At 62.3% G+C, this 13,814-nt stretch carries 12 protein-coding genes and 1 tRNA gene; 8 read left to right on the top strand and 5 right to left on the bottom strand.

All coding sequences use genetic code 11. The features are described 5' to 3' along the window. Nucleotides 1-2: 2 nt before the first annotated feature. The gene (locus tag VGB22_08725) at nt 3-1,103 is read left to right on the top strand and encodes a NosD domain-containing protein (protein HEX9751349.1); all 1,101 of its coding nucleotides are present in this window, start codon (nt 3-5) and stop codon (nt 1,101-1,103) included. A 44-nt stretch (nt 1,104-1,147) separates the two neighbouring features. On the opposite strand, the gene VGB22_08720 is transcribed toward VGB22_08725, so the two are convergent. Continuing rightward, on the bottom strand, nt 1,148-1,924 hold the full coding sequence (locus tag VGB22_08720; protein ID HEX9751348.1) for a histidine kinase dimerization/phospho-acceptor domain-containing protein: 777 nt from the start codon (nt 1,922-1,924) through the stop codon (nt 1,148-1,150). Between the two features lie 404 nt (nt 1,925-2,328). Between VGB22_08720 and VGB22_08715 the strand changes: the two genes are divergently transcribed. From VGB22_08715 to VGB22_08695, 5 genes are all read left to right on the top strand, one after another. Beyond that, nucleotides 2,329-2,757 carry a DUF2231 domain-containing protein gene (locus tag VGB22_08715; GenBank protein HEX9751347.1) on the top strand — a complete coding sequence of 143 codons (429 nt, stop codon included), beginning with the start codon at nt 2,329-2,331 and terminating at the stop codon, nt 2,755-2,757. Nucleotides 2,758-2,858: 101 nt separating this feature from the next. Next, complete coding sequence (purF, locus tag VGB22_08710; protein ID HEX9751346.1) at nt 2,859-4,292, top strand: amidophosphoribosyltransferase; 1,434 nt, start codon at nt 2,859-2,861, stop codon at nt 4,290-4,292. Between the two features lie 1,003 nt (nt 4,293-5,295). Beyond that, entirely contained in the window at nt 5,296-5,709 is a 414-nt protein-coding gene (locus VGB22_08705) for a hypothetical protein (protein HEX9751345.1), read from the top strand. Beyond that, nucleotides 5,706-6,542, top strand: coding sequence for a hypothetical protein (locus tag VGB22_08700; protein HEX9751344.1), 837 nt, complete (start codon nt 5,706-5,708; stop codon nt 6,540-6,542). The genes VGB22_08705 and VGB22_08700 overlap by 4 nt, the downstream gene beginning before the upstream one ends. A gap of 39 nt (nt 6,543-6,581) precedes the next feature. Continuing rightward, nucleotides 6,582-8,222 carry a hypothetical protein gene (locus VGB22_08695; protein ID HEX9751343.1) on the top strand — a complete coding sequence of 547 codons (1,641 nt, stop codon included), beginning with the start codon at nt 6,582-6,584 and terminating at the stop codon, nt 8,220-8,222. A gap of 144 nt (nt 8,223-8,366) precedes the next feature. Here VGB22_08695 and VGB22_08690 read toward each other — a convergent pair whose 3' ends face one another. The 4 genes from VGB22_08690 to VGB22_08675 all read right to left on the bottom strand — a co-directional run bounded on the left by VGB22_08690 (nt 8,367) and on the right by VGB22_08675 (nt 11,927). Beyond that, nucleotides 8,367-9,143, bottom strand: a complete 777-nt coding sequence (locus tag VGB22_08690) for a TIGR01458 family HAD-type hydrolase (protein HEX9751342.1) — start codon at nt 9,141-9,143, stop codon at nt 8,367-8,369. A 21-nt stretch (nt 9,144-9,164) separates the two neighbouring features. Beyond that, complete coding sequence (locus VGB22_08685; protein HEX9751341.1) at nt 9,165-10,733, bottom strand: leucyl aminopeptidase; 1,569 nt, start codon at nt 10,731-10,733, stop codon at nt 9,165-9,167. Then, a complete protein-coding gene (locus VGB22_08680) occupies nt 10,730-11,827 on the bottom strand; it encodes a glycosyltransferase (GenBank protein HEX9751340.1) in 1,098 nt (365 codons plus the stop codon). The genes VGB22_08685 and VGB22_08680 overlap by 4 nt, the downstream gene beginning before the upstream one ends. A gap of 25 nt (nt 11,828-11,852) precedes the next feature. Then, nucleotides 11,853-11,927 (bottom strand) — tRNA-Arg (locus VGB22_08675). 173 nt (nt 11,928-12,100) lie between these two features. Here VGB22_08675 and VGB22_08670 point away from each other — a divergent pair. Further along, nucleotides 12,101-12,403 (top strand): hypothetical protein, encoded by a 303-nt coding sequence (locus VGB22_08670; protein HEX9751339.1) that lies wholly within the window; start codon nt 12,101-12,103, stop codon nt 12,401-12,403. Beyond that, on the top strand, nt 12,403-13,455 hold the full coding sequence (locus VGB22_08665) for a tetratricopeptide repeat protein (GenBank protein ID HEX9751338.1): 1,053 nt from the start codon (nt 12,403-12,405) through the stop codon (nt 13,453-13,455). Before VGB22_08670 ends, VGB22_08665 begins: the two co-directional genes overlap by 1 nt. The last annotated feature ends 359 nt before the right edge of the window (nt 13,456-13,814 follow it).

The following is a 13,814-nucleotide window of genomic DNA, read 5'->3' as shown; positions in this document are numbered from 1 at the left end:
CGATGAATGTCATGGTGACATCGAAGCGGCTGGCGCTGGTCGTGACAACGACGCTCGGGATTGCGTTGGGATCGACGAAGGCAGAGGCCAGGGTCATCCATGTCCCGGATTCGGCCGCCACGATCCAGGCGGGCATGAGCGCCGCGCAGTCGGGCGATACGGTGCTGGTGGCTCCGGGGACATACACCGAAAACATCCACTACCTCGGGCGCGCCATCAAACTCATCAGCTCCCATGGCGCGCCAGGGACCATCATTCGACCGTCGGTGGCGGCCGCAGCGACCGTCAATCTGAATGGAACGACCGGCGGCACGGCGCTGCTCTCGGGGTTTACGATCGCAGGAGGGTCTGACTTCCATGTAGTAGATATCAACGGCTCGCAAGCAGTTCAAATCGTCGGCAATATCTTCCGGGACCGCTCCGACACGAATCAGAACGGCGTCAGCATCGACTGTCACGCGGCGGTCCCCCCGCTCATCGCCGGGAATGTGTTTTATAACAACGTTTCGGCTGTCTGCATCGGCGTCTACTCCGGGGGGGCAACGATTCTGAACAACACATTCGACGCCAACGCGAACGGCTTCTTCTCGCATATGTTGGGGACAATCGCGCGCAACAACATCGTGACGAACTCCGAGGGATATGGAATTTCGGGGTCTTACGCGGAGCTGGACTACAATTGTGTCTGGCAGAATGGCGCCAACTACGCAGGAGGCGCGGTGGGCGGGCCGAATTCGATTTCCGCCGATCCGATGTATGGGAATTCGCCGATCGGCAACTTCACGATCGATTCAACTTCACCCTGCTGCGGCACCGGTCAGGATGGCGTCAACATGGGCGCCGAGACCGGGCCCTGCATGATCTGCGATTGTCACTGCCTCGGCGACCCGCAATGCGACGGCATCGTCAATGTGCTCGATGTCGTCCGTGCCGTCGATGTCGCCTTCCGCAATGTCGCGGCCACGCAGGATGCCGACTGCCCTGTGGCGCGGACCGACGTCAATTGCAGCGGCGTGACGGAAGTGTTCGATGTGGTCGGAGTGATCGGTGTTGCCTTTCGCAACGAGAGTCAGTGGGAAACGTATTGCCGCCCGTGCGAATGATGTAACTGCCCTCCATCGGATCGGGCCGTCCGATCCGCGTACAGCTACTCCCCTTCGCGCAGCGAGCCCTCGATGTCGATCATGCGGCCGCCGCCGGGATAGGGCACGCTGCGGATTTCGCGCAGGCGCATCAGCCCCTGCGTGACCACGCGGATGCGTTCGGCCGCCTCCTGCATCTTGGCCAGCTTTTTGACGGTATCGTCATCGAGTTGATCGCTGCGTCGCAGCAGCAATTCGAGATTGCCCACGACGGCCATCAACGGGTTGTTGATTTCATGGTTGATGGCGGCGGCGGTTTCGCGGACCGCGGCCATGCGTGTGGCGGCATCATCGACGGCCGCGCCGGTTTCCCACGGGCTGCCGGTGCGTCCGACGAGCACGATCATGGCCGCCACCGCCGAAACGAATTCCTCTTCGACCGCCAGATTGCGTTCGCCGCGCGCCAGCCCGGAGACCGCGCCGATGACACGGTCGCCGAAGCGCAGCGGATAGGAAAACAGCCCGGAGGGGCCATTGAGATCGAGCGTCATGTAGAGAGAACGCACCGCATAGCTGCGGCGCAGATCGGCCAGCAACGTCTGCTCGAGGCGCGTGATGGCGGCACGTCCGTTTTGCTCGCCGCCCACGATGGCCAGGGTGTCCTGGTCGCCCTGCGGGGCAAAAACACGCACCGAGCCGGCCACCAGGCCGAGTCGCTCGACAGACTGATTTAGTGCGTGCTCGACAAGATCTCGGGGCGCTTCGCCGCGCACGGCTCCGATCGCCATGCCCCGCAGAATGGCGAAGCCACGGTGGTCCGATTGGGTCTCTCTATCTGCCATGCGCGTGCCGATGCCCGAGGGAAGCGGTTTGCAACACCCCTCTTGGCGCAAACCTAATGCCCGCAATCTGTCACGCAAGGGTGCACCGGGCCGAAATCAGCGTGTTGACACGCGACACGTCAGTTCAAGCGATACTTTCGTATTTACTCGTAACATACTCTGGTCCTGATATTTATGTGTAATGGCAATTTGCGGCGCCGGGGGAGGGCGTGTCGGTCCGAGGACATGCCGGCTGCGGCAGCTTTCTCAGTCTGCATCACCGGTCACAGCATATGCACTGAGCCGACCTCGGCGATTTACGATTGACGACGTGAGCCAACCAAGGTAGTCTGCGCCCTTTCAGTCGCCTTTGGCGACCCAGCTAACTGCGGGAACCGGCTGCCATGCACATTGAGATTCACCCGATGTTGGTTCACCTGCCGATCGCGATGGTGTTCACCGTTCTTCTCTTGGACTGGGGGCGGTGGATCTTCGGCAGGGACCGTCTTTTGGAGGCGGACTTCTGGGGCGGGACAACACCGTTGCTCATTCTCGCCCTGATCGGCGGAGGCGCGGCGGTGATCACGGGGCTGCAGGCCGAAGAGGGCATCCCGGTCGAGACCCCGATCATTCACGAGCTGGTCGAGGCGCACGAATTGTCGGCGTTCATCGTGACCGGGACTCTGGCGCTGTTGACATTCTGGCGTATCGCCCTGCGGGGGGCATTCCCGCGCAAACTGAGCTTCGTGTATCTGTTCCTGCTCATTGCGGTCGCGGCGGTCATCAGCTACGGGGCGTACTTCGGCGGGCTGATGGTGTACTCGCACGGGGTCGGTGTCGACCGGCCGCTGTGAGGGTGTTGTCATCGCAGTTTTCCGCAGCCTCCGGGCACACTTGACAGAGTCCCGCGGTTTAGGTTTAATGGCCGCTTCTTCGGGTCAGTGGGAGGCGTGGTATTTCACGTTCTGAAGCCGACAGTATTCGTCTTTCTCCGGTCGCCGACGATCGGCCGCATTGCGAGTGCGGGCTCTTCGGGGCATTCGGAACCAAGCTCGCGGCCGAGTGGACCTATTTCGGACTGTACGCGCTGCAACATCGCGGGCAGGAGTCCTCGGGGATCGCGGTCACCAACGGCGAGCGCATCACGATGCGGCGCGGCATGGGCGAGATCGCCGATGTCTTCCCCGGCCACTACGCGTTAAAGGACCTGACCGGCCACGCCGCGATCGGGCACAATCGGTACTCGACCACGGGCGCATCGCAGGAACAAAATGCGCAGCCGCTGCTGATGAAGTTCAAGTACCGTCAGATGGGGGCGGCGCACAACGGCAACATCACCAACGCCGGCGATCTGAAGACCGAGTTGGAACGCGGCGGCGCCATCTTTCAGACATCATCGGATTCCGAGCTGGTCCTGCACTTGTTCGCCCGGTCGCGCAAGACAGGCACGATCGCGCGTCTCAAGGATGCGTTGATGCGGTTGGAGGGCGCCTACTGCTTCATCTTCCTCACCGACGACGAATTGATCGCCGCCCGCGATCCGCTGGGGTTTCGCCCGTTGGCGCTGGGCAAACGCAACGGCGCCTGGGTGGTGGCATCGGAAACGTGCGCGTTCGATCTCATCGGCGCGCGGTACATCCGCGATGTCGAGCCGGGCGAGATTCTCTCGATCAGCCGCAAGGGTCTGAAATCGACTCATCTGCCGACGACCGCCCAGCGCGCGTATTGCATCTTCGAGCATGTGTACTTCGCGCGCCCCGATTCGATCATCTATTCGGAGAATGTCGACAAAGTCAGACGCCGCCTGGGACGGCAGCTCGCCATCGAGCAGCCCGCCGACGCCGACATCGTTATTTCGGTGCCCGACTCATCGAACACCGCGGCGGTCGGATACTCCGAGGAATCGGGCATCCGGCTGGAGGTCGGCCTGATCCGCAATCATTATGTGGGACGCACGTTCATCCTGCCGCACCAGCAACTGCGCGACCTCGATGTGAAAATCAAGTTCAACACCGTGCGCGGCGTTTTGCAGGGCAAGCGCGTGGTCATAGTCGACGATTCGATCGTGCGCGGCACCACGGCGCGCAAGCTGGTGCGGATGGTCCGCGATGCGGGCGCAAAGGAAGTGCATTTCCGCGTTGCCTCTTCCCCGATCATCTCGCCGTGTTTCTATGGCATCGACATGCCGACCAAGCGCGAGCTGATCGGCTCGAAACGTACAATTGCCGCCATCAAGCGCCACCTCGGAGTCGACTCGCTCGGCTATCTCTCGCTGGACGGAATGCTTTCGCTGTCGTCCCACCCGAAGACGTCGTTCTGCACTGCCTGCTTCTCCGGCAAGTACCCGACACGCATCAACCGGCGCTCGGGGAAACTGGCGCTGGGGTGAGAGACCCGGATCAACTACTGCCAGCCGCAAACGTGACTTCGACGTGTAGGAGATTCCTCACCCCCTCGACCCCGCGCCTGCGGCGCGGTACTCGGGGGATTCGGAATGACAAACCAGAACCTTTTGCCTGATCAGTACCGGTGAAACACCACCCATGTCATTCCGAATCCCCGGAATCCCGTCCAGCCCGCTTTGCGGACTGGACGGGATGATGGGGTGAGGAATCTCAAGCGCGTGACTGCTTCGTTGTGTTCTCAGTAGGGTGTCAGTTGCGTTTGAAACCCGGACGAACGTCCGGGCCACCCGTCGCGCCCTTCGGGCGACGAATCTCCAACGAATTGAGGGCGGCCTCTCGTGCATAGAGATACCTCACTTTCCTCGGCTGCGCCCGGGACAAGCGGGGATTCGGAATGACGAACCAAACCCATTTGCCTGATCAGTAGCTGTGAAACACCACCCATGTCATTCCGAATCCCCGGAATCCCGTCCAGCCCGCTTTGCGGACTGGACGGGATGATGGGGTGAGGAATCTCAAGCGCGTGACCGCTTCGTTGTGTCCAAAGTTTGGCGACGGTTGCGTTTGAAACCCGGACGAACGTCCGGGCCACCCGTCGCGCCCTTCGGGCGACGAATCTCCAACGAGCTGAGGGCGGCCTCCCGCGCATAGAGATGCCCCACTTCCCTCGGCTGCGCTCGGGACAAGTCGTTCGGCATGACATCATAGCGGAGTTTTGCAACGCTCCCCCCCACATCCCGGCCACTCGTTCAAGGCCCCGATCGATGCGCTCCGGTATGGGGCTGCGCCCACACTGCCAGAGAATAGGCCACAGAACAAGTCCTGCTTGCCGGGTCCGCGTCGGCGGCATCAGCGCCGTCTGTGTCCGTTAGTTCGTTACCCGCTTCGTGTTACCAGCCATCCGGCGTTTTGGCACAGGTTTTACAAGACAAGCCGGAACCGTTGCGCCACCTGAGGGCTCAGCGGAACGAAGGAGCGGGAAGTCTTATGCGCTATCTCAAATACCTCAATCGCCGACTCCGTGCCCGTCATCGCGACGAGGCGGGCGTGACGCTGATCGAGTCGTTGGCCGGGATGATCATGCTGTCGATGGGGCTGCTGACGCTGCTGCCCCTGATGACCATCGCCATCGGCGCCAACGAGCTGGCGCGCGACACCAACGACGCGCAGACGGTGCTGCAAAACCACATCGAGTTTCTGCGCACCGAGGATGTCATCACGTCCGGGTATGAAGTCGACGCGAAAACCGGGATGGCCTGCGAATGGTGGACACAGACCGATCCCGACGGATTGGAAAAGGTCATCGTAGAAGTCACGTGGGAAACCGATCTGGGCGTCGTGCGCAAGCAGCGGGCGACGACCTATCTGTTCCGCGGCAACACGGGGGTGGCGATCGAATGAAGTCCCTGCGCAGAATGATACCGGGCCGCATTCGCTCCGACGAACGCGGCATGACGATTCTCGAAGTTCTGATCTCGGTGTTGATCGGCACACTGGTGGTCTACGCCGCGATGCAGGCCTATGTCACGATGCATTTGGAGTCGATCTGGCAGGATCAGATCAACGAGATGCAGCAGTCGGGACGCGCCGCCATGGAGTTAATCAGCCAGCGGCTGCGCATGGCGGGCTTCGGTCTGCCGCCGACCCTCGACGCCCTGGCCGGCACCGACGGCAACCCGGACACGATCACGGTGGTGCATCAATCCGAGGACGCCTGCCAGGTGTCGACCTCATCGGCGATGGCGCAGCCGTCGGATCCGCTGGAGTGCGACGGCTCCGATGTGACCTGCTTCAGCCCCGGCATGACGGCGTACATCTATGATCCGAACGGCAACACGGGCGAGTATTTCGACATCACCAGCGTGATCGAGACGCCGGCGAGTCTGATTCCGAGTTCGTCGTTGTCGCAGACCTATCCGACCGGCGCCAGCGTCTATCACATCGAGCAGCTCACATTCTTTCTGGACCGCTCCGACACGCTGCACCCGATGCTGATGCGTCAGCGCGCCGGCGGCGCGCCCGAACCGTACGCGGAGAACATCGAAGACCTGCAGTTTGCTTACATCATGCAGAGCGGCGATACGGTTCTGACCCTGACGAACCCTGAGCTGGTGCAAAGCGTGCTGGTCGACCTGGTGGCGCGCACCGACATGGTCGACAAAGACGTCGAACAGGACTACCGTCGCCGCCGGTACAACTTTCGGGTGAGCATCCGTAATCACGAGACGTTGTAATCGTCCATCGCCCCTCGGCGATTGAAAGGTGAGGTAACCATGCATCGGTTGTGTGCCAATGAACGCGGCTTCGTGATGATCACGACCCTGGCCCTGCTGTTGATGTTCGGGCTGATGGGCGTCTCGATGGTCAAGAAGTCGTCGGACGATATGAAGGTCTCGTCCTATCAAATGCGCGATCTCAACGCGCTCTACGCCTCCGAGGCGGGTTGCGATCAGGCATTTGCGCTCTTCAATGCCTCGATCGACTCGGTCAACAAGCCGCCCGATCCCCTGCCGTCGGATTCGTTCGACGTGGACCGGTACAAAGTCGTGTACAGAGTCGACAAGGTCGGCGCGCCGGTGACACGGACGCTGACCAAGGGGGCCTATCGCGGCCTGTATGGTTTGGTGCAGGACTACGACATCTGGGGTTATGCGCGCTCCGATGCGACCGGGGTGCAGAATTCGGTGCGCATTCGTATGGAACGCGCGCTCATTCCGATCTTCCAGTTCGCGATTTTCTACGATGACGTCCTCGAATGGCATCCAGGGCCGATCATGACGCTATCGGGGCGTGTGCATTCCAACGGCGATCTGTATCTGGGCGCCAACAGCGGACTGACGATCAATTCGTTTGTCACGGCCGGCGGTGGGATCAACCATGGGCGGCATCCGGCATCGGGCCAAGCCACCGGCGGGGGATATGTGCGCATCGAAGATGAGGACGGCGTCGATCAGGATATGCAGAACGCCGACGGCACCTGGCTGGATCACGGGGACGCCGACTGGCTCGACGAATCGATGGATCGCTGGGATGGGCTCGTGCAGGATTCCGATCACGGCATGACGACGCTGGAGCTGCCGTTGGAGACCAGCGACGACCCACACGCCATCATCGAGACCGCCGCGGGCGGCAACAGCGACTCCTATGAGAACCAGGCGACATTGAAGGTCGTCGACGGACAGGCGTTCTTCAAGTCGGGCGGCTCCTGGATCGACGTCACCGCCGACATGGTGGCACAGGGGTCGTTGAAGACGGCGTCGTTTTATGATTCGCGCGAAAGCCAAACCGTCAGCTCATTGGACATCGATATCGCCAAGCTGAACCTCAGCCCCTACTGGCCGACGAACGGGATTCTGTACACGAGTGAATCGGCGGGTGCGTTTCCGGCAACCCGTCTGATCAGCGGTGCAACGCTGAAAGAAGGGCTGACGGTCGTCTCGGAAAACCCGGTCTATACGTTGGGCAATTACAATACGGTCAACAAGAAGCCCGCAGCGGTCATGACCGACGCGTACACGGTGCTGTCCAAGGATTGGGACGATGCCAAAAGCACCCTGACGCTGGCCAACCGCGTGGCCGGCAGCACGACCGCCAACGTGTCCTTCATCTCCGGGTATGTCCCCAGCGCCGGCGGCAATTATTCAGGCGGCGTGGAAAACTTCCCGCGCTTCCTCGAGAAGTGGGACGGCAAGACGTTTAAGTGGGCGGGGTCGATGGTGCAAATGTGGCTGTCCGAGCAGGCCGACAGCCCGTGGTCGTACGGCAGCTACTATACGGCGCCGAATCGTGACTGGGACTTCGACACCGACCTGCTGAATCCCGACAAACTTCCGCCGGGAACGCCGATGGTCAACGCGGTCGTCAAGCGCGGCTGGACAAACACCGGCGGACCGATTGCGGAAGAAGGCGGTTAAGTACTTTTAACGAAGCGCGGATTGTCATGCTGAGCGAAGCGAAACATCTGCTGGATTCGCCAACGGGATGAAAGCAGACCCTTCGCTTCGCTCAGGGTGACAAAGACGGCTGAGTCGAAAGTAGAGGGGGATTACGGCAACCTGCTAAACGCTTCTCAGATCCGCGATAGATTCCCACACGGCGTCCGGTTCGATACCGGACGCCGTGTGCGTTTCGGTACGGTACTTTCCGGTCTTCACCAGCACGCCGCGCAGCCCCGCCGCCTGCGCGCCGCCGATATCCAATTCAATATCGTCTCCGACCATGACGGCGTCGCTTGACCGGACGCCCAAATCGCTGAGCGCCAACTCGAAGAACGGGCGAGACGGCTTGCCGACGACATCGGCGATCGTCCCGGTGGCGTATTCGAGACCGGCGATGAACGCGCCGATGTCCAGACGCAATCCGTCCTTTTCCTGCCAGTACTTTCCCTTGTGCAGCGCCACGATGCGCGCGCCGGAACGGATTTGTAAAAACAATTCGCGCATGAGTGCATAGTCCCAGCGTTCGCCGATGTCGCCGATGACGATGACGTCGGGGGCGATGTCGGACGTCGGAAACTCCGCAAAGTCGGACTGGACGTCATCGCGCATGAGCAACCGGCAGCGCGGCGAGCCGATGTGTCGCAAGTGCAGAATGGCCGCGAAGGGCGCATTGATGATCTCTGCCGCCGAGACGGCGATGCCCATCGTGGAAAGATCGGCGGCGAGCTGCTCCCGTGAGCGCGTGGTCGTGTTGGTGGTGATGCGAAATGGGAGATGACGACTGCGGAGATGGGCGACGGCCTCAGCGGCGCCGGGGATCGGCTCGCCGCCGACATGGAGCACGCCATCGAGGTCGAGCAACCACGCCTTCGCATCCGCCGGCCGCCACGACGACATGATCCACAGTCCGCAGGTCGGCTAACGTGCCAGTCCTGCCCGACGACGCGGCTGGCCGGATGTCCGCGCGCGGACGGCCGCACGCTTGTGACGACGGTCGACGAGATCGATCCAGGCGGGCTGTCGGAGCAACTCGATGACGAGGCGCGCGCCGAAGCCGCTGGCTCCGGCCGGGCAGTATTCGTGGCCCTTTTTGTAGTTGTCGACGCCCGCGATATCGATGTGCAGCCACGGCAGATCGCCGGTGAAGCGGCGGAGAATGCGCGCGGCGATGCCCGCGCCGCCGTAGCGCCCGCCGGAGTTGCGCATGTCGGCCACCGGCGATTCGAACAGATGGTCGTATCCCGGATGCAGCGGCATGCGCCAGGCCATCTCCCCGGTCGCGGCCGAGGCCGTCTCGACCGCCCGCCAGATCGCGTCGTGATCGGTGAAGACACCGCAGGAGACTTCTCCCAAGGCGACCGCCATCGCGCCGGTGAGCGTGGCGCAGTCGATGACGACACGCGGCTTGAATCGCTGCACGTAGGTCAGCGCATCGGCCAGGATGAGCCGCCCCTCGGCATCGGTGGAGATGATCTCGATGGTCTGCCCCGAGAGTGTTTTGACGATGTCGCCGGGTCGATACGCCGTGGCCGACGGCATGTTTTCGACCAATGGGGTCACGGCGATGACGTTGTGCTTGAGCGAGAGCCGCGCTGCCGCGTCGATGGCGCTCAGCATGACCGCCGAACCCATCATGTCGCCGCGCATTTCCCACATGTCCTGTCCGGGCTTGAGCGTGATGCCGCCGGTGTCGAAGGTGACGCCCTTGCCGACCAGCGCGACATCGACCTCGCGGATGCGACCGGGACGACCCAGGTAGCTGGCGATGAGAAAACGCGGCTCGTTGGCCGATCCGCCCGCGACCGCCATGACCGCGCCCATCCCCGCGCGCGTGATCTCGCGCGGGCCGAGAACCTGCAGTTTCACCTTCGAATCGGCGAACCACTGCCGCGCCAGCTCCGCATAGCTTTTCGGCGTGAGTTCATTCGCCGGAGTGTTGACCAGATCGCGGACACGCATCGTCGCGGCGGCCAGTATGCTGCCGCGCGCGATACCGGCTGTGATGCTGCGGCGCCGGGCGGCATCCGCTTCCCAGAGCGTCAACGCCTCCACAGGCGGCGTCAGCTTGTCCGGTTCGCTGCGGAATTGATAGAAACGGTAATTGCCCAGCCGGGCGCCGACGGTGGCCGCTTCGGCGGCGGCGGCGACATCACGACCGCTGAGCAACGGCGCCGACACATGCTTCAGGCGCGCGTTCGACGCGTCGCGACACAGCGCCCCATAAATGCGCCGCAGCGATTCGGCGCCGGTATCCGATCCGCCGCCCACAAGCACCGCTGTGCCCGTTTCGGTCCGCACGATCTCCGTCTGCCCGATCTTTCCATTGAAACTTTCTGAGGATACTGCCGCGTTTAACGCCGCGCGCAGCGCGTCCGGGAGTTTTCGTGTCCATGCCGGGAGAGATTTTGATGACTCACCGACGAATACGGCGATGGCGTGACCGGCGGGCAGTGTGTCCGGAACCGACGCCGTGCAAGTGATCTTCATTGCGTGTTTGCCTCCTGACCGGTCGCAGGCGCTGCATCGCGCCATACGGGCAGCGACGGGACCCGGCGGAACAGGGCCGACCAACTTCCTGCTCCGTAGGCGACATGGAACGCGAAGAACGCCAACGGAACAAGCGGGATTGCCCGGAATCGACGGTGAATTCGCGCGACGCGAAATGATTCGATCAGCGCGCCGAGTGCGTAGAGGATCGCCAGCGCCGCCAGCACCGTTCCAGCGTAGGCCGAATACGGCGTCAACACCGCCAGAACCGCGCCGCAGCCCACCGCGCTCATCGGCGCGTAGTGCCACCACGACAGACCGCCGCGATGCAGGCGCCGGCCCCAGATGTTCCAGCAGCCGTTGCCCCAGGCACGCCGCCACAATCCCCGCAATGTCGGCGGCGCCAGGTAGGTGGCTACCGAGTCGACACGGACAAAGCGCATGCCGTGCTTCTTGAGAGCCGCGCAGAGCGCATTGTCGTGATTGCGGTGCAAGCGTTCATCCATTCCGCCGACCGCGAGAATGCGTCGGCGGTCCATCAGCGCAAAGGCGATCACTTCATCTTCACCAAGCTTCGTGCCGAACCGCAACGAAGCGGGACCGGTCCCGAACGGCGACGACAATACCAACGCATTGAGCGTGCCGATCCATCCGCTGCCGCGCACGGCGAGTCGTCCGCCCACAGCGATCCCGGGATCGGCGCGATAGACGGCCTCCGCCGTGCTCAGGTAATTCGCCGAGAGGACAGTATGACCGGAAATCCACACGATCGCATCGGCGCAGGTGGCGTTGACGCCCAGGTTGAACGCGGCCGGCGTCATTCGCCGGGGATTGTCGATAATGCGGATCGGGATCGGCGAGCGATCCGACGGCGGAACCACATCGAGTGAACCATCCTCGGAACGGCCATCGACGATGAGGATTTCGAGCAGGTCGTGGGGGTAGTCTTGCGCGAAGAGCGACTGCAGTGTCTCGCCAAGGGTGCGGCGTTCGTTGCGGATGGTGATGATGACCGCGATCGGCGTCCGTGGCGTCTCGCCGGGCGGCTGTTCAGACCCGGCATCGAATCGGGATCGGGGGATCGCTTCGGACACGTTGCGGGCAGTCGGCGATGGGCGCTGGTACCCCCGACAGGAATTGAACCTGTATTCCCGGCTCCGGAGGCCGGTGCGTTATCCTTTACACCACGGGGGCACGAATGGCCGGAAGGTGCGACTCGCAACCATGTTCCGGCCAGAACGATATACATGCCCAGACCGATCAGCGGCAATGTCTTTTTGGGCGCCGGCGGTCATGCCTGGCCGGTGATTTGAGTTGACGACCGGCCGTGGCCACGGTAGACTGAGCACCAACATGGGAGGCGTTGCGTGTGGGTCATCCGCACAATTCTGGTACTGATAATCGTCGCGGTGGTTGTCGGGTTTTCGATCTATAACGCCAACCAGCGGGTCTCGATCGATTTGATTCGCACCCGTTACGACAATGTCCTTTTGATTGTGGCGATGTACTGGGCGTTTCTGGTCGGAATGGTGGTCTCGGCGCTGCTGGGCATGACCTATGTGATCCGACTTCACGGCGACCTGCGGACGCAGCGCCGCGCCCGCAAGCGTCTGGAGATGGAGATGGGCGCGCTGCGAAACCGTTCGATCGAGGAACTCGAGAAGCTCTGATGCTGGACTTTACCGGATTCGGCTGGATCATCTTCTGGGTGTTCGCGCTGGCGGCCGCCGGGGCGGCGTTGTGGTGGAGCGGCACGCTCAAGCGACGGACCTCATCGGCGCCGCAACTGTACACCGATGCCCTGCGCGCGTTGGTCGAAGGCGACGACCAACTGGCATTCGAACGCCTGAAAGCGACCGTGAGCGAAGACTCCAACAACCTTGACGCCTACATCAAGCTCGGCGATCTCTTGCGCAAGCGCGGGCATGTCGAACGTGCAATCCGGGTGCATGAAGATTTGACATTACGGCTCGGATTGCCGCCCAAGGGCCAGATCGCTGTGCACCAGAGTCTCGCCCTCGACCACATTGCCGCCGAGGCATGGCGTGATGCGGAAAGTTCGCTGCGAAAGATTCTGTCGCTCGACGATCACCATCTGTGGGCGCGCGAGCAATTGGTCGCAGTGCTTGAACGCAGCAAGCGTTACGACGACGCCTATGAAGTCTGTCGCAATGGCGGCGGCCGCGGGCGCGACCAGGTGCTGGCGCGTCTCAAAACGCTCGAAGCCGGGGAAGTCACCCGCGCCGGACGCCCGCATGACGCGCGCGTGCTCTACAAGGACGCACTCAAACACGATGACCATCACCTCGCCGCGCTGCTCGGGATCGGCGATGCCTATCGCAACGAAGGCCGTCTCGATGACGCGGTCGAATGGTGGACGCGCTACGCCGAGACCGCGCCGAAAGACGCGCACGTGATCTTCGACCGGCTGGAGCGCGCCCTCTTTGAACTGGGACAATTCGGCGAGATCACCGCATTTTACGATCGCATCCTCGAATCCGACCCGTCCAACACCGCCGCACTCGTCGCCCTCGGCGATCTCGCCCTGAAAAAGGGCGAACGCGAAACGGCGCAGCGCCACTACCGTCAGGCGCTCGACATCAACCCCAACGATCTCTCCGCCCGCGCAGGCCTGATCCGCATCCTCGCGCAGCAAAAACGCTTCGATCTGGTCGGTGAAGAGATTGAGGGGCTATTGGCGAGCGCGGCGGGGGGGAGGTAGAGGCTAGCAGACTTTGTTTGCCGCAAGAAGCGTGCGTCTAATCGGAGACAAAGGAAAGGATCGTTTTGTGCATTCCATGCGCTATCTCTTCGAAGCGGAGTCGCCGAGGACAGGAGAAATCCGACGTTACGAAGCACTCCTCGAGCTAGGTTCTACGGGGCCATATGCTATTCACTCTGACAACGAAGGAGAGACAGAACGGTACACGCCGAAGCACCCTGATCCTCCCCCGATTTGGTTGACACCTCATAAGAGAGTTTTGATACTCTCGGAGGAGGTGTTTGATGAGCAGTTCAAGACGCCGGTACACGGCGGAGTTTAAGGCGGAAGCGGTTCGGCTGGTGGCGACCAGCGGCAAG

The organism is Candidatus Zixiibacteriota bacterium (genome assembly GCA_036397555.1).
Lineage (GTDB): Bacteria > Zixibacteria > MSB-5A5 > WJJR01 > WJJR01 > DATKYL01.
The sequence above is the reverse complement of the archived record's forward strand: the minus strand, read 5'-3'. Positions and strand labels throughout refer to the sequence as shown.